Origin of the sequence: Chelativorans salis (genome assembly GCF_025336525.1) — a bacterium.
Taxonomy (GTDB): Bacteria; Pseudomonadota; Alphaproteobacteria; order Rhizobiales; family Rhizobiaceae; genus Chelativorans; species Chelativorans salis.
Map to the genome: position 1 here is coordinate 47247 of NZ_JAOCZP010000008.1, position 20767 is coordinate 68013.

22 protein-coding genes are annotated in these 20767 nt (G+C 65.0%); 11 read left to right on the forward strand and 11 right to left on the reverse strand.

Features of this window, described 5'->3' with window-relative positions:
- The first annotated feature begins 755 nt into the window (after positions 1-755).
- The 7 genes from modA (at position 756) to N5A92_RS21195 (ending at position 8915) form a co-directional block, all read left to right on the forward strand.
- Complete coding sequence (gene modA, locus N5A92_RS21165; protein ID WP_260906092.1) at positions 756-1532, forward strand: molybdate ABC transporter substrate-binding protein; 777 nt, start codon at positions 756-758, stop codon at positions 1530-1532.
- Positions 1529-2218 carry a molybdate ABC transporter permease subunit gene (modB, locus tag N5A92_RS21170; protein WP_260906094.1) on the forward strand — a complete coding sequence of 230 codons (690 nt, stop codon included), beginning with the start codon at positions 1529-1531 and terminating at the stop codon, positions 2216-2218. Before modA ends, modB begins: the two co-directional genes overlap by 4 nt.
- Positions 2205-3290, forward strand: a complete 1086-nt coding sequence (gene modC / locus N5A92_RS21175) for a molybdenum ABC transporter ATP-binding protein (protein ID WP_260906096.1) — start codon at positions 2205-2207, stop codon at positions 3288-3290. The genes modB and modC overlap by 14 nt, the downstream gene beginning before the upstream one ends.
- A 151-nt stretch (positions 3291-3441) precedes the next feature.
- Entirely contained in the window at positions 3442-4437 is a 996-nt protein-coding gene (locus N5A92_RS21180) for a DctP family TRAP transporter solute-binding subunit (protein WP_260906098.1), read from the forward strand.
- Positions 4438-4547: 110 nt separating this feature from the next.
- The gene (locus tag N5A92_RS21185; RefSeq protein ID WP_260906099.1) at positions 4548-5243 is read left to right on the forward strand and encodes a TRAP transporter small permease; all 696 of its coding nucleotides are present in this window, start codon (positions 4548-4550) and stop codon (positions 5241-5243) included.
- Between the two features lie 3 nt (positions 5244-5246).
- On the forward strand, positions 5247-6866 hold the full coding sequence (locus tag N5A92_RS21190; protein WP_260906100.1) for a TRAP transporter large permease: 1620 nt from the start codon (positions 5247-5249) through the stop codon (positions 6864-6866).
- Positions 6867-7136: 270 nt separating this feature from the next.
- On the forward strand, positions 7137-8915 hold the full coding sequence (locus tag N5A92_RS21195) for an SLC13 family permease (protein ID WP_260906101.1): 1779 nt from the start codon (positions 7137-7139) through the stop codon (positions 8913-8915).
- 10 nt (positions 8916-8925) lie between these two features.
- Here the strand turns inward: N5A92_RS21195 and N5A92_RS21200 are convergent, their stop codons facing one another.
- Positions 8926-10095: a pyridoxal phosphate-dependent aminotransferase gene (locus tag N5A92_RS21200; RefSeq protein WP_260906102.1), complete on the reverse strand. Its 1170-nt coding sequence runs from the start codon at positions 10093-10095 to the stop codon at positions 8926-8928.
- A gap of 52 nt (positions 10096-10147) precedes the next feature.
- Here N5A92_RS21200 and N5A92_RS21205 point away from each other — a divergent pair, with 52 nt between their 5' ends.
- Both N5A92_RS21205 and N5A92_RS21210 read left to right on the forward strand, forming a co-directional pair.
- Positions 10148-10858, forward strand: coding sequence for a GNAT family N-acetyltransferase (locus N5A92_RS21205; protein WP_260906103.1), 711 nt, complete (start codon positions 10148-10150; stop codon positions 10856-10858).
- A 34-nt stretch (positions 10859-10892) separates the two neighbouring features.
- On the forward strand, positions 10893-11096 hold the full coding sequence (locus N5A92_RS21210) for a hypothetical protein (RefSeq protein WP_260906104.1): 204 nt from the start codon (positions 10893-10895) through the stop codon (positions 11094-11096).
- A gap of 67 nt (positions 11097-11163) precedes the next feature.
- Here N5A92_RS21210 and N5A92_RS21215 read toward each other — a convergent pair whose 3' ends face one another.
- The 4 genes from N5A92_RS21215 to N5A92_RS21230 all read right to left on the reverse strand — a co-directional run bounded on the left by N5A92_RS21215 (position 11164) and on the right by N5A92_RS21230 (position 15255).
- Entirely contained in the window at positions 11164-12096 is a 933-nt protein-coding gene (locus tag N5A92_RS21215; protein ID WP_260906105.1) for a nickel/cobalt transporter, read from the reverse strand.
- Positions 12097-12415: 319 nt separating this feature from the next.
- Positions 12416-13081: a DUF1007 family protein gene (locus tag N5A92_RS21220; RefSeq protein ID WP_425248625.1), complete on the reverse strand. Its 666-nt coding sequence runs from the start codon at positions 13079-13081 to the stop codon at positions 12416-12418.
- 69 nt (positions 13082-13150) lie between these two features.
- A complete protein-coding gene (locus N5A92_RS21225) occupies positions 13151-14062 on the reverse strand; it encodes a LysR family transcriptional regulator (protein WP_260906108.1) in 912 nt (303 codons plus the stop codon).
- Positions 14063-14073: 11 nt separating this feature from the next.
- The gene (locus N5A92_RS21230; protein WP_260906110.1) at positions 14074-15255 is read right to left on the reverse strand and encodes an amidase; all 1182 of its coding nucleotides are present in this window, start codon (positions 15253-15255) and stop codon (positions 14074-14076) included.
- A gap of 546 nt (positions 15256-15801) precedes the next feature.
- On the opposite strand from N5A92_RS21230, the gene odc2 reads away from it, so the two are divergent.
- Together odc2 and N5A92_RS21240 are read left to right on the forward strand one after the other, a co-directional pair.
- The gene (odc2, locus tag N5A92_RS21235) at positions 15802-16935 is read left to right on the forward strand and encodes an ornithine/lysine decarboxylase (RefSeq protein WP_260906112.1); all 1134 of its coding nucleotides are present in this window, start codon (positions 15802-15804) and stop codon (positions 16933-16935) included.
- Between the two features lie 86 nt (positions 16936-17021).
- Positions 17022-17606, forward strand: coding sequence for a GNAT family N-acetyltransferase (locus tag N5A92_RS21240; protein ID WP_260906114.1), 585 nt, complete (start codon positions 17022-17024; stop codon positions 17604-17606).
- A gap of 27 nt (positions 17607-17633) precedes the next feature.
- Here the strand turns inward: N5A92_RS21240 and N5A92_RS21245 are convergent, their stop codons facing one another.
- The 6 genes from N5A92_RS21245 to N5A92_RS21270 form a co-directional block, all read right to left on the reverse strand.
- Positions 17634-17915: an SCP2 sterol-binding domain-containing protein gene (locus tag N5A92_RS21245; protein ID WP_260906115.1), complete on the reverse strand. Its 282-nt coding sequence runs from the start codon at positions 17913-17915 to the stop codon at positions 17634-17636.
- A gap of 113 nt (positions 17916-18028) precedes the next feature.
- Positions 18029-18580 (reverse strand): MarR family winged helix-turn-helix transcriptional regulator, encoded by a 552-nt coding sequence (locus N5A92_RS21250; protein WP_260906116.1) that lies wholly within the window; start codon positions 18578-18580, stop codon positions 18029-18031.
- A 263-nt stretch (positions 18581-18843) separates the two neighbouring features.
- Positions 18844-19329, reverse strand: a complete 486-nt coding sequence (locus N5A92_RS21255; protein ID WP_260906117.1) for a hypothetical protein — start codon at positions 19327-19329, stop codon at positions 18844-18846.
- A 5-nt stretch (positions 19330-19334) separates the two neighbouring features.
- Positions 19335-19739: a hypothetical protein gene (locus N5A92_RS21260; protein ID WP_252409736.1), complete on the reverse strand. Its 405-nt coding sequence runs from the start codon at positions 19737-19739 to the stop codon at positions 19335-19337.
- A gap of 30 nt (positions 19740-19769) precedes the next feature.
- Complete coding sequence (locus tag N5A92_RS21265; protein ID WP_260906118.1) at positions 19770-20303, reverse strand: rod-binding protein; 534 nt, start codon at positions 20301-20303, stop codon at positions 19770-19772.
- Between the two features lie 77 nt (positions 20304-20380).
- Positions 20381-20764 (reverse strand): hypothetical protein, encoded by a 384-nt coding sequence (locus tag N5A92_RS21270; RefSeq protein WP_260906119.1) that lies wholly within the window; start codon positions 20762-20764, stop codon positions 20381-20383.
- Positions 20765-20767: the final 3 nt, after the last annotated feature.

Below are 20767 nucleotides of genomic sequence, written 5' to 3' on the forward strand. Positions count from 1 at the left end.
GGGGCTTTGCCGGGCCGGACGGGAAGCTTGGCGGCTTCTCCGCAATGCCGGCAACGCAGGCTGTCACCCAGCGCTCCCGGCACCGCCGGCCTGTCGCGGGCCCTCAGGCCTCCGGGCACCGAGCCCGAAGGGGGAGGTTTCCGCCGCCCTCCCTGATCCCCGGTCCGGACCCGGTTCCCGCGAGGGCGATGGGGCTATGATAGGGGCGGCTTGGGCAGGGGGGCGGATTTTCCTGCGAGAAAAGTTTGCAGGTTGTGGGGGATCAATGGGTTGGCGGGAACGAGGGGCGAAATTTATCCCCGCTTTGGATCACATCGTTGGTCCAGTTGGTGCCCGTGATCGCTGTTCAGGCATGGATCCTCGGCTCAAGCCCGAGGATGACGAGTTGTGTTGAGGTTGCGGCTAATCGCAAACCTCGGCGATTTACGCCGCCCTTCCTACCATCGTCATCCCCGGGCTTGACCCGAGGAACCATGCCGTGACTTTTCCGCGTTCCGGAACGGGTATCGGCACCAACTTATCCAGCAGCCAAATCCGCAGCCGGAAGGGCTGCGCAGCTCTTCCCCACGCGCCCTTCCTTGCCAAATGGCGGGGTGCGCGGCATAAGCTTGGGGTGCCGAGAGGGTGTGGGCGGCGGTGATTGGCTGCCTGTGTGTGAAGGATATGGCGGCATCCGGGGCGCGGATGCCGGGTCTGTCCACCATCACGTCCTGCTTGTGGGGCGCAGAGCGCGCCGCCGGCCCTGGAGGATGTGTTTGATCAAGATTGTTGCCGCCGTTCTTGTGGCGCTTGCCGGCTTTCTTCCGTATGCGGTGGGGGCTTCGGAGCGTCTTACCATTTTTGCTGCCGCCAGCATGAAGGACGCGATGGACCGCGTGGTCCCCGCTTTTACGGCGGAAAGCGGTGTGGAGGCTGTCGTTTCGCTTGCCGCGAGCTCCGTGCTGGCGCGGCAGATCGAGGCGGGGGCGCCGGCGGATGTCTATGTCTCGGCCGATGTCGAGTGGATGGACTGGCTCGCCGAGCGCGGGCTTGTGCGGGAGGCGAGTGTAAAGACGGTGGCGGGGAACGCGCTTGTTATCGTTTCGTCCGCGGCGGCGGATGGCGGGGTGGCTGATATTCTTGCTCATGGGCGCGTTGCCATGGGCGATCCGAGCCACGTGCCGGCGGGGCGCTATGCGCGGGCCGCGCTGTCGCATCTCGGCCTGTGGGAGACGGTGCGGGAGAGGGCGGTGTTTGCCGAGAACGTGCGCGTGGCGCTGGAGCTTGCCCGGCGCGGCGAGGCGGCGGCGGCGATCGTCTACGTATCGGATGCGCAGGCGGTTGGGCTTTCCCCCCGCTATACCTTCCCGCCCGAGAGCCATCCGCCCATTCTCTATCCCGCCGCCGCGACGGCGAAGGCGAAGCCGGGGGCAGAAGCCTTTCTCGATTTCCTGGCGGGCGATACGGGGCAGGCCATCTTTCGCGACTTGGGGTTTGCGCGCCCGGCCACGATGGGGGCGGACGGTCCTGAAAACCGGACGGGTGGGCGATGACGGAGACGGAAGCGGCAATCATCCTGTTGTCGGCCAAGGTGGCGCTGGCGGCCACCTTGTTCGCGCTTCCACTGGCCTTTGCCGTGGCGTGGCTGCTGGCGCGCCGGTGCTTCGTGGGAAAGGGGCTTTTGCAGGCGATCGTCACCCTGCCGCTTGTGCTGCCGCCTGTCGCCACCGGTTACGGGCTGCTTCTTCTCTTCGGCACGCAAGGTCCGCTCGGCCGGCTGATGGAGGCCGTCTTCGGCCTCACCTTCGCCTTCCGCTGGACAGGGGCCGCGCTTGCCGCCGGCGTCATGGCCTTTCCGCTGCTCGTGCGGCCTATCCGCTTGTCGCTGGAGGCGGTGGATCGGGGGCTCGAGGAGGCGGCGGCGACGCTGGGGGCTCGGCGCATCATCGTCTTCCTGACGGTGACTTTGCCGCTGGCTTTGCCGGGGCTGCTGGCCGGCGCCGTCCTGGGCTTTGCCAAGGCGCTGGGCGAGTTCGGCGCCACCATCACCTTCGTCTCCAACATTCCCGGCCAGACGCAGACGCTCTCGCTGGCGATCTACTCCCTGCTGCAGAGCCCCACCGGAGATGCCGCGGCGCTGCGTCTCATCGTCGTCTCCATCCTGTTGGCGCTCGGCGCGGTGCTTTTGTCGGAGTGGGCGGGGCGGCTCATCCGGAGGGGTGGCGATGGGCGGGCTTGAGGTCGATATCGCCGGCAAGGCCGGCAGCTTCGCGGTTTCGGCGCGTTTTACCGCCGCACCGGGCGTGACCGCGCTGTTCGGCCGCTCGGGGGCGGGCAAGAGCACGATCCTGAAGATGATCGCCGGCACGGCGCGGCCCGATGAGGGGCGCATCGTGTCGGACGGGCGCGTGCTCTTCGACGCGGCGGCCGGCATAGACCTGCCGGTGCGTGCACGGGGCATCGGCTTCGTCTTCCAGGAAGATCGGCTGTTTCCGCATCTTTCGGTGCGGCGGAACCTTACCTATGCACGCTGGGCTGGCCGGCGGGCGGTGGGAAGGCCCTTGCCAGAGGTGGTGGCGCTGCTGGGGCTCGAAGACCATCTCGACCGCCTGCCCGGCACGCTTTCGGGCGGCGAGCGGCAGCGCGTTGCCATCGGCCGCGCGCTTCTCGCCGATCCGCGCATCCTCCTGATGGACGAGCCGCTTTCCTCGCTCGACCGGCAGAGGAGGGCGGAAATCCTGCCCTATCTGGAGGCGGTCGCCAACGAGACGTGCATCCCCGTGCTCTATGTCAGCCATGAGACGGAAGAGGTGGCACGGCTTGCCGACAAGGTGGTGGCGGTGGAGGCGGGGCGCGTGCGCGCGGTGGGCTCGCCTGCCGAAATCCTCGGCGGAGAAGAGGGCGGGGAGACTGCCGTGCTCCTGGAGGGGCGGGTGACGGGCGTCGACCCGCATTACGAGACGGCGACGGTGGATATCGGCGGCGCCACGGTGGAACTGTCGGCGCCCGGCCTGCCGATGGGCGCCCGCGTGCGGCTCAGAGTGCGGGCCTCGGATGTCGCCATCGCAACCAGGCCGCATGAGGGGCTTTCCATCCGCAATCAGCTTTCGTGCACCATCGAGCGCGTGACGGTGAAGGGCTCTGCCGCTGAAATCCTCCTCGCACTTGGCGAAAAGAGGCTCGTTTCGCGCATTACCGCAAAGTCCGCCGAAGCGCTCGGCCTTGCCGTCGGGCAGCGGGTCGTGGCGCTGGTCAAGGCGGTCTCGGTGGAGCGGGCCCGCCTGATGCGGCCGGATGAAGCGGTGGAGTAGGTCAATCGGGCTGTGGGTGGAGCCGCGCTGGAATATGGTAGCGCTTGTGAAAGGCGCCTCGTTTAACTATGCATTCTCCGACCTATGGGGTATTCCTTGGCTGCATGCTCAGGGAACAACGACGAAAAGACGATTGAGGAGGAGTAGAGCCATGAAAATGCTTATCGGAGCGCTATCCGCTCTTGCGCTGACGACGCTGGCATCCAACGCCTATGCCCAGTGCGACGATGGCGAGATGGTCATCAAGTTCAGCCACGTGGTTGCCGCGAAGGGCCACCCGAAGGGTGACGCCGCCACATTGCTGGCCGAGCGCGTGAACGAGGAGATGAACGGCACGGCCTGCATGGAGGTCTACCCGAACTCGACGCTCTACGACGACGACAAGGTGATGGAGGCGCTGCTTCTTGGCGATGTGCAGCTTGCCGCGCCCTCGCTCGCCAAGTTCGAGGCCTACACGCTCAAGTACCGGCTGTTCGATCTGCCTTTCCTGTTCCCCACGCTCGACGCGGTGAACGATTTCACCACTTCCGACGCGGGCAAGGAACTGCTCAAGGCGACCGAGGACGAGGGCTACACCGGCCTTGGCTACTGGTCGTCGGGCCTCAAGCAGTTCTCGGCGGGCAAGCCGCTCGTCGAGCCGAACGACGCCAGCGGCCTGAAATTCCGCGTGCAGACCTCCGACGTGGCGGTGGCCATGATCGAGGCGATGGGCGCGTCGGCCCAGAAGCTGGCCTTCAACGAGGTCTACGGCGCGCTGCAGACCGGTGTCGTGGACGGCCAGGAAAACTCCTGGTGCAACATCTACACCCAGAAATTCTTCGAAGTGCAGGACGGCATCACCGAGACCAACCACCAGCTTCTGGCCTACCTGCTGGTGACTTCGACGGAATGGCTCGAAGGCCTTGAGCCGGAAGTGCGCGACCAGTTCCTGTCGATCACCGACGCGGTGACGCAGGAGGCCAACGCGGACGTCGCCGACAAGGAAGCCGCCTGCCGCCAGAACATCCTCGACGCCGGCGGGGAAATCCGCGAGCTTACCCCCGAGCAGCGCGAGGAATGGGTGTCGACGATGAAACCCGTCTGGGAGCAGTTCGAGGGCGACATCGGCGCCGACCTCATCAATGCCGCCGCTTCGAACGGTTCCTGATCAAGTCAACGGCGCACCCGCTCCGGCGGGTGCGCATCAAGCATCCGCGCAAAAAACGATAAGGCATGAGCCTGGGGAACAGCGCGGCGATTTCCGCTCGGGAGGCTCCGATGACATTGCTATGGCCTTCGCTCGCGCTTGTCGTACTGGTGGGCGTTCTGTTCTTCACTGAAAGGCGTTATCCGGCCGCGGTCGGGCGTCTTGAGGAAAACGTCCTTTCCGTTCTTCTTGCCCTCATCACCTTCGTTTCCTTTACGCAGGTGGTTGCCCGCTACGGCTTCAACCGGGGCTGGGGCGGGGCGCTGGAGTTCACGCGCATCCTCTTTGCCTGGATGATCCTGTTCGGCATGAGCTACGGCGTGAAGCGCGGCATCCATCTTGGCGTCGACGCCTTCGTACGGCTGATGCCGAAGCCGCTGTTCCGGGCAGCCGCCATTTTCGGTGCCGTCTGCACGTTCCTCTATGCCTTCATCCTGCTTTACGCGGGCTGGCTTGCCTTGGTGGGGGCGGACGTTTCGACCAACTGGCGCCAGACGGGCGCCATCGGCTACTGGACCTTCATGTTCGATCGGGGCACGGGGCTCGACGACCTGCGCTATCCCCTATGGATGCAGGAGACGTTCGGCTTGCAGGAGCGGGTGCAGCGGTGGGTGGCCTATCTCATGCTGCCGGTGGGGCTGGCGCTGCTCGCGTTTCGGGCGCTGGAGGGTGTCGTCGCCATTGCCACTGGCGAGCGCGACCTCATCATTGCCGGACACGAGGCCGAGGAACTGGTCAGCGAAAACCGCGGCGTGGTGAGGGACTGAGCGATGGAACCGCTGATCCTCTTCATCCTCGTCCTGACGCTGCTTTTCCTCGGTGTACCCGTGGCGGTGTCGCTCGGGCTGTCGTCGCTGATCGTCATCGCATTCTTCTCGAGCGATTCCGTTTCGTCGGTGGCGCTGCAGCTTTTCACTGCCTCGCAGAACTACACGCTGCTTGCCATTCCCTTCTTCATTCTTGCCTCCGCCTTCATGTCGACCGGCGGCGTGGCGCGGCGCATTATCCGCTTCGCTATCGCCTCGGTCGGCCATTTCCGGGGTGGGCTGGCGATGGCGTCGGTGCTTGCCTGCATGATGTTTGCGGCGCTTTCCGGCTCCTCGCCGGCGACGGTGGTCGCCATCGGCACCATCGCCATCGCCGGTATGCGGCAGGTCGGCTACACGAAGGATTTCGCGGCCGGCATCGTCGCCAATGCCGGCACGCTGGGCATACTCATCCCGCCGTCGATCGTCATGGTGGTCTATTCGGCGGCGACGGACGTTTCCGTGGGCCGCATGTTCCTTGCCGGCGTCGTGCCGGGCCTGGTGGCCGGGCTCATGCTGATGATCGCCATCTATATCATGGCCCGGGTCAAGAACCTGCCGGCGGAAAAGTGGAAGGGCATCCACGAGATCGTCGAGGGCGGCAAGCAGGCGGGGTGGGGGCTGTTCCTCATCATCATCATCCTGGGCGGCATCTATGGCGGCGTCTTCACGCCGACGGAAGCCGCCGCCGTGGCTGCGGTCTACGCCTTTGCGGTGGCGCTTTTCGTCTACCGCGACATGGGGCCGATGAAGGGTGTTCCGTGGGTGAGGGACGACGATCACAAGCGCGCGCGCACCGGCTTCTCGGCGACCGTCTATGCCGTCGCTTTCTTCTTCGTGTGGATGATCCTCACCTTCTTTCTGACGGCCGATTGGGAATGGGTGAGCCTGCGCGGCCGGACGCTGGTGGGACTTGTGCTTTCGCTCTGCGTCATGGTGGCATACACGGTGTGGCGCGACGAGGAATCCAACCCGCGCAACATCCCCACCTTCATCGCCGCCAGCCTGCCCGTCTGGCGGCGCAACCTCGCGCTGATGGGCCGCAACTTCTTCCGCGCGTTCTTCAACGACGACACGCACAAGGTGATGGTGGACGCCTCGCGCACCACGGTGATGCTGATGTTCATCATCGTCAACGCGCTCCTGTTCGCCCACGTGCTGACGGCCGAACGCATCCCGCAGGCGATCACCAGCGTGATGGTGGATGCCGGCTTCACCTGGTTCACCTTCCTCATCGCCATCAACCTGCTCCTCCTGCTTGGCGGGCAGTTCATGGAGCCCTCGGGGTTGCTCCTGATCGTCGCGCCGGTGGTCTTCCCCATCGCCATGGAGCTGGGCGTGGATCCGGTGCATCTGGGCATCATCATGGTGGTGAACATGGAGATCGGCATGATCACGCCGCCGATCGGGCTCAACCTGTTCGTCACGTCCGGCATAACCGGGATGAGCCTGATCCAGGTGGTGCGGGCGGCACTTCCCTTCGTGGCGGTGCTGTTCCTGTTCCTGATCCTGGTCACCTACACGCCGGGGCTTTCCACCTGGCTGCCCTATAGTCTTATGGGGCCGGAGATCGTGTCGCGGTGAGGTGGCGGGCGTTAAGATTTAGTTAACCATTTCTTAACGTTCGGGGCGCAAGCTGAAGTCTTCGGATCGGCTTTCCTCCTCCCAAGCACGGTTCGAACAGGGGCGGCGCTCCTGGTGCCGCCCCTTCCGTTGTTACACCTACCCCGACCTTCGCTGCTTTCTGCCGGAACCTTTCGGTTCTGTCCAAGGTTCATTGTGGCTGGTACGATGCAGGCGGCGCAAGACGGCACCTGTTGACTGCCAGCGCCAGACACGCAAGCGGACGACCGCATGGACGCTCTCCTCTCCGGTTACGAGGCCTATGTGGCGCTTGCACTGCTGGCGCTACTCTTCATCTCCTTCGTACTCGAGCTCTATCCGCCGGAGGTGACGGCGATGGGCGGGGCGGCGGGGTTCATTCTGTTCGGCTTCGTGCCCATGGATCGGGTGATGTCCGTCTTCTCCAACCCGGCGCCCATCACCATCGCCGCCATGTTCGTGCTGACGGGAGCCCTCGTGAGGACCGGCGTGCTCGGCGCGATGTCGGAGGCAATCGTTGCCCGTGCGCAGAAGAGCCCGGTGCCGGCTGCACTCGCCTTCATTGTCGCCACGCTCGTCGCCTCCGCCTTCATGAACAACACGCCCGTAGTGCTGATCCTGATCCCGATCGTCACGAGGCTGGCGGCGGCACTCAACGTCGCGCCGACGCGTCTCCTTATTCCGCTTTCCTATGCCTCGATCCTCGGTGGGACCTGCACGCTCATCGGCACGTCCACCAATCTTCTGGTGGACGGCGTGGCACGGCGCGACGGGCTGGAGCCCTTCTCGATTTTCGAGATAACGCCCATCGGCATCGCCGCCGCGGCGGCCGGCACGGCGACGATGCTGCTGCTCGGCCGCTTCCTGCTACCGGATCGTGGTACAGCGGGTGACAAGACGACAGACGAGACTGAATTCTTCAGCGAAGTCACCGTGCGGGTGGAGGGGCGCTTCACGCGCCGCCTGATCGGCGAGATCGCGGCTTTCCAGCGCCCTGGTCTGCGTATCATCGGGCTCAGGAGCGGTAACGAGGTGATCCGGTCAGACATCAAGGAACGCGCGCTGAAGAAGGGCGATTCACTCATCGTCATGGCCTCCACGTCCGAGCTTCTGACACTGAATGAGCAAGAAGGGCTGCGCGTCGGGCTCAGGCGCGGGCCCGACGTGGACACCGAGACGGTGGTTGTAGAGGCGGTTGTGGTGCCGCACCGGACCAGCGCCGGCAGCCGCATCGCCGATCTGACGCTTGGCCGGCGTTTCGGCGTGCGCGTGCTCGGCGCTAGCCGTCACCGTCACATCCCCGGCCCGGACCTTGAGAACGTGCGCCTGAGGCCGGCGGACAAGCTGCTGCTCGAAGGGCCGGCCACCGGCTTCGACGCGCTGGCGGAGGAGGCCGATCTCGTCTCCGTTTCCCGTTCCTCGGGTCGAGCCTTCCGACGCGGCAAGGCGCCGATCGCGGTGCTCGCACTTTTCGCCGTGGTGCTTCTGGCGGCTTACAATGTCGCCGATATAGGCATTCTCGCCCTGCTGGCGGTTTCGGCAATCCTGCTTCTGCGGTGCATCGATGCCGACGAGGCCTGGGGGTCCATCGAGGCTTCCATCCTCATCCTCATCTTTGCGATGCTGATCGTCGGCGAGGGGCTGCAACAGGCCGGCGCCGTCGAAATCGTCGTAACAGCTGTTGCGCCCGTGCTTTCGGACCTGTCACCCTTGGTAGCGCTGTTTGCGGTCTATCTGCTTACCTCGATTCTGACGGAGATCGTCACGAACAATGCGGTGGCGGTGCTGCTTACGCCGATCGTCATCAGCCTAGCCACACAAATGGGTGCAGACCCACGCCCATTTGTGGTGGCCGTGATGTTCGGCGCCAGCGCAAGCTTCGCAACTCCCATCGGCTATCAGACAAACACGCTGGTCTACGGCGCCGGCGACTACCGCTTTTCCGATTTCCTGAAGATCGGCGTGCCGATGAATATCATCGTCGGGATCGTCAGCGTGCTGGCGATACGGGTCTTCTTTCCGCTGGAATAACAGCGCTTACTCACCTTGCCAGAAATTCCCTCATGCGTTCGATGGCGCGCAGGATGTTTTCTTCCGAGTTGGCGTAGGAAAGCCGGATGTAGCCCTCGCCGAGAATGCCGAAATCGGGGCCGCCGATGAGCGCCACGCCAGCTTCCTCCAGGAGGGCGGAGGCCAGCGCTTTGGCCTTCCAACCCGTCGCACCGATGTTGGGGAAGGCGTAGAAGGCGCCCTTCGGCGTCAGGCAGGTGATGCCTTCGAGGCTGTTCAGCCCCTCGACGACGATCTGCCGCCGCGCGTCGAAGGCGCGCATCATCTTGTCCACGTCGTCCTGCGGACCGTCGATGGCGGCGATGCCGGCATATTGCGCCGGCGCGTTGACGCAGGACCAGCAGTTGACGGCGAGCTTGCGCACCTTGTCGTAAAGATCGTCCGGCCAGATGGACCAGCCAAGGCGCCAGCCGGTCATCGCCCACGTCTTCGACCAGCCGTTGAGGACGATGAGGCGGTCGCGGATTTCCGGGAAGGTGAGGAGCGAGGTGGCGGCTTCGGCGTCGTAGGTCATGACGTCGTAGATCTCGTCGGAGAGGATGGCGACGTGTGGATGCGCCTCGAGCCCCTTCGCCAGCTTTGCGATCTCTTCGCGCGGGGTCACGCCGCCGGTCGGGTTGGCGGGCGAATTGAGGATGAGGAGGCGGGTCTTCGGCGTAATGAGCGACAAGGTCTCCTCGGCGGAGAAGGCGAAGCCGTTCTCCTCGCGGATCGGCACCGGCACGGGTGTGGCGCCGGTGAACTCGATCATCGAGCGGTAGATGGGGAAGCCCGGATCGGGATAGAGGATTTCCGCACCCGGCTCGCCGAACATGACGATGGCGGCGTACATTGTGGGCTTGCCGCCGGGCAGAATCATCACATTGTCGGGCGAGACCTCTATGCCGGTGGTCGCCAGGGTGCGGCGCACCACCGCCTCGCGGGCGGGGAGGATGCCCGTGGCCGGCGTGTAGCCGTGGTAGCCGTCGCGCAGGGCCTTCACCGCTGCCTCAACGATGTGCTCCGGCGTGTGGAAATCAGGCTGGCCGATGCCGAGATTGACGATGTCTCGGCCCTGGTGGGCGAGTTCGGTCGCCCGCGCGAGAACGGCGAAGGCGTTCTCCTCGCCGATGCGGTCGAAGGCGGGCACTGTTTGGAGCATATCGGGAGTTCCGTCTGGTTCTGTCGCGCTGGAAGCGCTTTTGTGAAATTTTATGATCGAAACGTCAATCGAGGCAATTCCCGTGCAGAACCTCTCCCATTGGACATCGCGGCCGGTCCCCGGCCGCGCACCGCTCGCCGGCCGTTATGTGCGGCTGGAGCCGCTTGATCCCGCCGTCCATGGTGACGGCCTGTTTGCTGCCTCCAGTGTTCCCGATTCGGAGGAGCGCTTCCGCTGGTTGGGCGATTATCCGCCGGAGAAACGTGAAGCCTTCCAGCCGTGGCTGGAGAAGGCGGCGGCCAGCCATGATCCGCTGTTCTTTGCCGTCATTAACCTTGCCACGGGCGAGATCGGCGGGCGGCAGGCGTTCATGCGCATCGACGCGGCCAACGGCGTGGCGGAGATCGGCAATATCTATTGGGGGCCCACGGTCGCCCGGACGCGGCTGGCGACGGAGGCGTTTTATCTCTTTGCCCGCCACATCTTCGATGATCTCGGCTATCGCCGGTTCGAGTGGAAATGCAACGACCGAAACGAAGGCTCGAAGCGCGCTGCACTGCGCTTCGGCTTCCGCTTCGAGGGAATTTTCCGCCAGCACATGGTGGTCAAGGGCGAAAATCGGGATACGGCGTGGTATGCCATGCTGGACCATGAGTGGCCGACCGTCCGGGCGGCCCTGGAAGCCTGGCTGGCGCCGGATAATTTCGACGGCGACGGGCGCCAGGCGAGGCGGCTCGAGACGATCAGGGAGACGACGGGGTGAGAGCGGTGGAGCCTGAAACGGGCAGTGCGGCGTCATGAAGGAGAACCGCGAAGCCATCATTGCCGCGGCCGTCATCCTTGTCGGTTTCGGCCTTGCCGCATTCTTCCTGCCGCACGTGATGATCGCCGTCGGCGACATCTCGACCGTCGCTGCGGTGGGGGTGGCGATCCTGTTTGTGGCCGGGTTCTTTCTGATTTTCTGGCTGCGGGCGCGCAGCCAGAGGCGGAAGGGGAAGTGAGGAAATCAGCCTTTCTGCCGCTGGCTTGAGCGGGGTGGAAGGAGCAGCGGTGGGATGTGCCGGCGCTCTACGCCAGGCTCGCTGCCAACAATGTGAGGCCCAGCAACAGCACCAGGGCGGCGCCGGCGATCTCGATGCCCGTGTGGATGCGGGCGCTCCAGGTGCCGCCGCCGGCAATGGCCACGGCCCAGTTCTTGGCCGTCACGGCGAGGGTGGCCAGGATGGAGACGGTGATGGCCGTGCCGAGCGCCATGGCGAAGACGGAGACGACGCCGCCCAGCCAGAGCGCGTTGAGGAAGGAGAAGGTGAGGACGATCAAGGCGCCGGAGCAGGGCCGCAGGCCCACCGCCGCTACTGCGGACCAGCCTGTCTTCCAATCGAGGCGGTCGCCGGCAAGCTGGGTGGGGTCGGGCGCGTGGGCGTGGCCGCAGGTGGGGCAGACCTCGCCCGGCGCATGGTGGTGATCGTGGTCCTCGTGATGATGGTGGTGGTTCCCGTCCTCATGGTGGTGATGATGGACATCTCCGGCATGGGCGGCGGACAGGCTGTGCATGGGCTGCGACGGCTCCTTGCGCGTGAGCTGGCGCAGCTTGCGCCACAGGAGCCAGGCGCCGAAGGCGGCGATGAGGGCGAAGCTGGCGCTTTCGAGGAACCATGTTGCGTCGGTCATGGAGACGGCGGTGCCGCGCAGCGCCAGGAAGACCGCCGCCATCAAGACGATCGCCGTGACCGCCTGCAGAACGGCGGCGGCGAAGGAGAGCACGACGCCGCGCTTCAGCGCCACCTCGTTGGCAACCATGTAGGAGGAGATAACGGCCTTGCCGTGGCCGGGGCCGGCGGCGTGGAAGACACCGTAGGCGAAGGAGAGGCCGACGAGCATCCAGATCTGCGAGCCGTCCTCGCGCATCGCCTTCAATGCCCCGGTGAGCGCCCGGTAAAAGGCCTGCTGCTGGACGTTGACCCATTGCAGGAGGCCGGCCAGGGGACCGCTGGGGGCCATCGACGGTTCGGCCGTGCCGATGCCCAGCGAGCTTTGGGCATGGGCGGCGGGGACGAGGATGAGCAGCGTCGCCGCTGCAATGAGCGCGAGTTTTGTCCAACTGCTAAAGCCGGATAAGAGCGGCGCCCCTTCACGCCCCCCTTGGTCCTGCCGGACATTTCCCCCACATGGGGGGAGATTGCGCTGGCCGTTTGCTCCGGCACCTATTCTGCAACCCTGGCGATCGGCGAAAGTCGCCGCGACGGCTGATCTCCCCCCTCGTGGGGGAGATGTCCGGCAGGACCAAGGGGGGCGCGAACGGGCGCAATCTTCACTCATTTTATCCATTGGCGCTGCACTGGATCTCGAGCTTGGTCGCGAAGATCTTGCTGAGGTTGTTGCCGCCCGGCTCGTTAAAGAAGGCATCCGTCAGCGTCTGCTGGTTCTGGGCGATGGCCTCGTCCGGGTCGGGGCGGATCACCTCGCGGCTGCAGCCTTGCGGCAGGTTCTCCACCGCCATGTAGCTGTCCTCGGTGAAGTCGATCGCGGTGTAGAAAGTCGGGTCGTAGACGCCGAAATCCAACTTGCCTTCAAGCTCCAGAGGCTCCTTTGGCCGCGATTCGAACAGGATGATGAGCTGCTGATCGGTGAAGTCAGCGATGAGCTTTTCCGGCGGCTGCATGGCCACGTCGCGGCCATCGGCGGTGACGATCTGGAAATAGTCGAACTCGGCGAGCGATTCGTGGACGACGTTGGCGACCTCCTTCAGTTCATCGGCGTCGAGCTCAAGGTCCTGATTCTGGTCGAACTCGACGAGCACGGTGCTGGAGAAGAGATCGTCGAAGCGCCAGACATGGCGCAACGCCTCTACCTTGCTGTCCTCGGAGACGGTGATGTCCAGCCGGGCCTCGGCGAAGACGTGGGGGTGCGCCAGTGCCGGAGCGCTCGCGGCAGACAGAACGGCGACCGCCCCCATCGCCGTTGCCATTCTCTTCCAAGAGTGCATGCGCTGTTGTCCCCGTCGGTATCGTGAGAGAGGTGCGTTATCTATCACGAAGCCGGCGAAAATGGGACATCACCAACGATCTTCAGCACTGCAATTTTCCTTCAGCCACTGGGCCAGGAAATCGACCAGGGCACGCACTTTGGCCGGCAGGTAGCGGCGGTGGGGATAGACGGCGTAGATGCCAGCGCCGTCGGTAATGTGACCGTCGAGGACGGTGACGAGCCGACCCGCCGCGATCTCCGGCGCGGCGATGAAGTCGGGCTGGAAGGCGAAGCCGAGCCCGGCCACCGCGGCCGAACGCACGGCGAGTGGGCTATTGACCTCGATGCGCGCCGACACGGGAACGGTGAACACCGTGCCGTCGGCCTCGCGGAACGGCCAGTTGTGGCGGAAGCGGCCATTGGTGTCGACGATGCAGGGAAGGTGCTGGAGGTCGCGGGGGTGTTCCGGCCGTCCCACCTTTTCAATGAGCGCGGGTGCCGCGCACAGCGGCAGGGAGAAGGGTGCCAGCCGACGGGCGATCAGCGAGGAATCGTCGAGCCTGGTGATGCGGATGGCGAGGTCGAAGCCTTCTTCAACGAGGTCGACGAAGCGGTCGTCGAGCTGGATGTCGAGCACGATGTCGGGATGGGCGGTGGCGAAATCGATCAGCGCGCGGCCGATCGGCGCGTCGGCAAAGGTGCGTGAGGCCGACAGCTTGATACGGCCCTTGATGTCGCCGGAGGTCTCGCGGACGGCCTCCGAAAGGGTGTCGATCTCACGCACGATTTCGACCGCCCGCTGGTAGTAGGTGTGGCCGGTCTCGGTCAGCGAGAACTGCCGCGTGGTGCGGTTCAAGAGCAGCGCGCCCAGCTCGTCCTCCAGCTCGCGCACGTATTTCGACAGGAGTGCCTTGGAGCGGCCAACCTTGCGGGCGGCGGCGGAGAAGCCCTCCGCCTCGACCACGTCGATGAAGGCGCGCATGCGGGTGAGTGTGTCCATGAGGTTCCTGTCTAGGAAAGAATGCTTGTGGCCAGGCGGATGAGCTGGCGGTCGCTGCCGGCGGGGCCGAGCAGGGATATGCCGAAGGGCGCACCGTGCACTTCGTCGAGGGGGATCGTGATCTGCGGCCAGCCGAGTAGGCCGGCGATCGACGTCAGCGTCAGGGCCTTTGCGCGGTAAGTCTCGAGCTCGGGCTGGGTGGCGATCTTCAAGGGCGGCGCGGATGGCTGGGTCGGCATGACCACCACCATGTCCGGGTCCATGAGGGCAGCGAAATCGGCCTGGAAGTCGCACTGGCGCTGGCGCGCTGTCTCCACCGTCGCCGTGCTGATGGAGCGGGCATAGGCGAAGCGCTCCTTCACGCCGGGGCCGAGGTCGCGATCTTTCTTCCTGAGGAACGGTGCATGTACTTCCCAGGCCTCGTACGCCTGGATTTCCTTGAAACGCTCGAAGAGTTCGTCCGGTGCGCCGGGCAGCGCCAGGAAACCCGGTTCGCGCTCGAAGTGGTCGAGGACACGACCGAGCATGGCGCCGTATGCCGTGCGTTCGGCCTCGCCGAACAGGAGCGCTTCCAGTTCGGCGATGCGCACCGGGCGGCGGAGCGTCCTGCCGTGGGTATCCTCGCCCAGAAGCACCTCGCCCACCGCCGTATAGGCGGCGGCGTCGCGGGCGAACCAGCCGAAGGTGTCGAAGGAAGGGGCGAGCGGCATGGCGCCTTCCATCGATATGCGGCCATGGGTGGTGCGCAGGCCTATGAGCCCGCAGAAGGAGGCGGGGGCGCGGATGGAGCCGTTGGTGTCGGAGCCGACGGCTATGTCGGCAAGCCCGCCTGCCACCGCCGCCACCGAGCCGGAGGACGAGCCGCCGGTGACCCTTTCGCGCGCCCGCGGGTTCACCGGCGGGGGGAAATGGGCGTTCATGCCGATCATCGAGTAGGTGAGCTCGTCCGTTTGCGTCTTGCCGGCGAAGCGGGCGCCGGCATCGAGCAGCGCATGGATGGCGGGGGCCGTGGCCTCGGCGTTGCCGCTTTCGGCCTCCTTCTGCGGGTTGCCTCCGCCGGTTGGATAGCCGGCCACGTCGTAGATGTCCTTCACGGCGAGAGTGAGGCCCATGAGGGGGCCGTCCGGGGCCGACGGCACGGGGGTTTCAGGATAGTCCAGAAACGCGTTCAGCGGGTCCCGTGTCGCCGTCATTTTCGCTCCTTATGGCATTTCGGACCCGACAATCGACGCTCGGTGGATTTTTTTCAAGCTCAGGCAGATTTTTCATTGATTGTGACAGGCGGGAAGATTATATCGCGCGTGCCCAAAGTCGCACGTGCCTGTGGGTGTCCGCCGAACCTCGAAATGGCGAGGAAGTCGGTAAGGTACCTGGAACTAACCCCTCCAGTCGGTTTCGCGGCCAACCACGAAATCGAGGACATCTTGAAGCAACGACGGTGCGGGCCTTTCTGGTGTCTGCCGGTTGTCCAAAAACCGGGGTTACTGAAGAGGCACACCTTCATTGCCGGCAGTGCGGTTGGGGTCTCCCATACCAAAGCTGAGGCAGACAAAGCAGAGCATTCGCCGCGAGGCGGAAGCTCATCGTCATGCGTCGAGCGCAACCGTGGTTTCCGGTGATTTTCCACCCTCCGGTCCATCGGTCCGTTCATCGCATCCTTTGTCCACCGCGGGCCCTAAAAGTCCGCAGAGCTTGAGCTTTGATCGAAGGCGGCTGCGGCCGCCTATGGAGAGACCCCGATGGCCACGCAGCGCATCCTCGACTTTCTCGCCACCCGACGCCCCGACGGCCCCTGCCTCGTCGTCGACCTCGACGTCGTGCACGACAACTATCGCGCCTTCGAGAAGGCCCTGCCGGATTCGAAGATCTTTTACGCCGTGAAGGCCAATCCCGCGCCGGAGATCCTGAAGCTTCTGGCGAATCTCGGCTCGTCCTTCGACACGGCTTCCGTGGCGGAGATCGAGATGGCGCTTGACGCAGGCGCGACGCCCGACCGCATCTCCTTCGGCAACACCATCAAGAAGGAGCGCGATGTGGCGCGGGCTTTCGAGCTCGGTGTCCGGCTGTTCGCCGTCGACTGCGTGGAAGAGGTGGAGAAGGTTGCCCGCGCGGCGCCGGGCGCCCGCGTCTTCTGCCGCGTGCTGACTGACGGGGCGGGCGCGGAGTGGCCGCTGTCGCGCAAGTTCGGCTGTGTGCCGGCGATGGCGGTGGACGTGCTGCGCAGCGCCAAGGTTCTGGGCCTCGATCCCTACGGTGTCTCCTTCCACGTCGGCTCGCAGCAGACGGATCTTTCCGCCTGGGACCGTGCGTTGGACGACGCCCGCTTCGTTTTCCAGACGCTGGCCGAGGAAGGCATTGTCCTGAAGATGGTCAACATGGGCGGCGGCTTTCCGACGCGCTACCTGCGCGACGTGCCGGCGGCACAGGCCTATGGACAGGCGATCTTCACCGCGCTCAGGAAGCACTTCGGCAACCGTCTGCCGGAGACCATCATCGAGCCCGGTCGCGGGATGGTAGGCAATGCCGGCGTCATCAAGTCTGAGGTGGTTCTGGTCTCGAAGAAGTCGGAAGACGACGACGTACGCTGGGTCTATCTCGACATCGGCAAGTTCGGCGGTCTGGCCGAGACCATGGACGAGGCGATCCGCTATCCGCTCGTCACCAAGCATGACGGCGGTGAGACGGCGCCGTGCGTGCTCGCCGGCCCTACCTGCGATTCGGCCGACGTGCTCTACGAGAAGACGCCGTATCCGCTGCCCATCTCGCTCACCATCGGTGACGAGGTGCTGATCGAGGGCACGGGCGCCTACACGACGACCTACGCCTCGGTGGCCTTCAACGGCTTCGAGCCGCTGCGTGCCTACGTGATCTGAGCATCGGCCCCTGGGTCGCGTGTGAGACCTGCGAGTGCGGGATTTTCGAAATGAACGTCTTTTCTTGTACCTCGGAGAGCGCTGTCATGGACGGCCGGTCGATCTCCCCCCTCGTGGGGGAGATCGATGGTGGCTGTGCTTTTGCGATCGCCCCCGAATCTCCCGCTGACGTTCCGGCGCGCGAGGCGCTGCTCGACCGGGCGATGGGCCCGAAGCGCAAGCGCAAATCGTCGGAGAAGCTGCGGCGCGGGCGTCAGCCGGCCGAGGGGCTTGCCTATGTCGCGCGCGGTCCGGGCGGTTCTCTCGTGGGAACCGTACGGTTGTGGGATGTGCGGCTCGGCGAGGCGGGTGAGCCTGCCTTGCTTCTCGGGCCGCTGGCGGTCGACCCGCAGATGAAGGGCGAGGGCGTCGGCACGGCTTTGATGCGCCATGCGATTGCCGAAGCAAGACAGCGTGGCCACGCGGCAATCCTGCTGGTCGGTGACGCGCCGTACTATGCGCGTTTCGGCTTCTCGGCGGAAAAGACCGGCGAACTTTCCATGCCTGGCCCCTATGAGCGGGAGCGCTTTCTGGCGTTGGAGCTTGTCAGCGGGACGCTTGACGGGGCGCATGGAGTGCTGAAGGCCGCGAGGCGGAATGGCCGGTCGGAGGCGTTGGCGCGCGCGGCTTAGCGCGCGCCTTGGAATTGCTCCAGCTACTCAGAGCAGCTGGCCGAGCTGCATGGCGACCGTCATGTCGCCGTCGACCTTGAGTTTGCCCTGCATAAAGGCCGATGTCGGATCCAGATCGCCGGCGATCATGGCCTCGAGATCTTCCTTGGCGAGCGTGATGATGCAGTCGGCACCAGCGCCGCTCAGGGAGACGGTCTTTCCGTCGACCACGATGGCGCCGTCGGCGCCGCAGTCGAACTTCACAGAGCTGGCGAAGTCCGAGCCGGCCACACGCTCCTGCATCTTGCCGGCGATCTCATCCATTCCCATAGCTACTCCTCGTCGCGGCGCTTGGTCGAAAGCAGGGCCCGCTTGCCTGCGCCCGCCGCAAGGGAGGCCGATGCGGGAGACGCAGAGGGAATAGCAACGGGATTACGTTTACGTCAATGTGGATCGGTCAGCATCGGACCTCTGCCTCCGGCCGGAGTGCCTAGCAGCCGGTCCAGAAGATCGGTCAGCCGCTCCAGGTTCTCCCTGCCGCCGAGGCGGTCGATCATGCGATTCTCGTGTTCATGCCAAAGCGCCGTCATGCGTTCGACGTAGCGCTTTCCTTCCTCGGTGAGATACAGGGAGTGCGAGCGGCGGTCGGCGCGACCCTTGCGCCGCTCTGCCAGCCCGCGAGCCTCGATGCTGTCCATCAGGAAGACGAAGTTCGCCCTCTTGATGCCCAGTCCCTCGGCAATGGTGGTCTGTTTCTGCCCGGGATATTTGGCGATCATGGCAAGGACGGAAAACTCCGCCGGGCGCAGCTTCAGCTTTGCCAGGGTGGTGGCGAAATCATGGAAGACCAGAAGCTGGGCGCGGCGCAGCTTGAAGTCGAGAAGCGAGGTGATGCAGGGCAGTTGGGCCTGGTCGTCGGCCGCCTCAAGCGGCGCCTCCGAGTGGGAGCGGCTATCTTCGCAAGGCTTGCCGGATTGGGCTGCGGGGAACGTCATGACACCTCCAAAATGCCGTGCCTGGCGTCGGACATTTGTTGCAGAGGAGGCTGAAAAGGCCCGGGAAATGACCGCGAGCCAACGCATTGCACGAACCGCAACGGATATGCCGGCGCAAAAAGCACGCCCGATAGATCATCAAAAAATATAACGAGCCGACTAAACAGCCCGCTCCTCAAAAATATGATCGAAAACAATAACCGGAATAGGATGGATAAGAGTGCCGTCCTGCCCTAAATACGACGTTTACTATTTCATAACCGTCATTCTGCTGGTCCGATACGGCGACGGATGGCGTTGTCGCGTATCTCGGCCTTGGAAAGGTAATCGACCTGCTCGACCATCACCTCGTGGACCAGCTTCTCACCCGTACGCTCGTTTATGCTGTCCCGTATGCCGTTGCGCAGCGCCTCCAGGTCAACACCGTTGCGATCGGTGAAGTCTATTTGCGGATTGGCGTAAAGATAGCTGTACAGTTCGTCGACAAGAAGCACGTCGGCTGGCAGCGACAATGCCTTCAACTTCTCCGGCTCGGCAGTGAAGACGAGACGGGCGAGGAAATAGCCGTCCACCTGCCCGTTCTTGACGACGGGCACCGAGATCACCTGCGTGCGCACGTAGTCGAGCCCGCCGAAGAAGGGGGGTGGAGGGGTGGCGTTCCTTGCCGCCTGCGAGGTCTGGAACGAATAGAACACGGCGCCAAGCGTGGCGGCGCTGACCCATACGGCGACCAGGAGGAACTTGAACATCGGCCCTACCGGCCGAATTCGCGGACGGTATAGGTGCCGTCCGCCTGCGCTTGCTCGATGGCCTTTTGCAGGAGGGCGGCGACCTCGCCGACGGCGCCCAGATGCGCCTGGATCGTCGCCTCGTTGGCGGCCAGCTTGCCGCGCAGGCGGAGCATGGCCTCGCGGTGGTCGGTGCCGAGGTCCTCCGGCACGATACCCTTGAAGGCCTTGCCGAGCTCGTGGAGATGGCGGCTTTTGCGGGCGTTCGAGGCCTTGATGTCGTATTTCGGGTCTGTGCGGATCGCCGCCGTCTCGGCCTCGATCGCATCGGTGATGCGCCCGATGAGGGCGAGCAATGCGCCGGTGCGCCCGTCTGTCACAATATTTTCAGCGGCGGGGGCGGTGTTGGCGGTGGGTTTCAGGTCGTGCATAGGGAGTGTCTGCTTCCGCTCGGTAAAAGGCTATTCTTCATGGGTGGAAGGCGGCGCTGCATCGGTCGCGAGGGTCTTGGCCGTCTGCCGTTCGATCTCCTGGATCAGACTGGCGGCGAGCGAGGCCTGGCTTGCCGCTTCCTCCGCCTCAGGGCCGGAGGAGACGCCGGCCACGGGCACCTTCCTGCCGTCCTCCAGCGTGTGGTCGCCGAGCACGCGGTCGGCGATGCCGATGCCGCCGCGCCTGGCCATGGCATTGCCGAGCTCCTGCGCCAGCAGGCCGCGCCACATCTCGCCGGACAGGCCTTCGCCGTAGAAGGCGGCGGTGTCCTCCGGCAGCATGTTCTGCAGGAAGCTCTGCAGCACCATGGCTTCGAACTGCACGAAGTGCTCGGGCCTGCGGGCAGGCGCAGCTTGAGCCCGTGCCGCCGGCGCGGCGACCTCAAAGGCGGTGGCCGCACCGTTGGCATGCGCCTTCAGCCTTGCCCGCGCCGCCGCGACCTTCTCAGGGTCGGCCGCCTTCGCCACGTCCAGAAGAATGTCGCCGGGGGGTGAAATCGCCACGAGCGTCTACCGCGAACCGTTTTCAATAAGTCGACTATGACAGGGAAAGCTTGCGGCAGGCTTGCTCGGCTTGCTGTTCAACGCTCGCGCTGGTGTTCCAGCATCTCCAGCACGGCTTTTTCCTCGGCCGCCCTTTCGTGGCTGCGCACGGCGCTCGTGTGGGCGCGCTCGGCCACATCCGCGCGCGCGCCGGCGGCGGCGACCATGGTGGCCTCCTCGGCAGCCCGCGCGAGGCTCTTCTCCCTGCGGGCAAGGGCGCGGGCGATGCGATCGTGATAGAGCGCGGGAAAGAGGGCCGCCAGGCTGTCTGGCGCGTCCAGGCGCCCGGCAAGCTCGGCTGCCTCGGCTTCGGCCGCGGCCGCTTCCTTCAGATGCGCGGCGCGGCGCGCCTCGTGCAGCTCCTTGAGCCGCTCCTGCAGTTTCACGAGCCGTGCCAGCCTTTGCCGTCTGTCCGTCGTCATCGC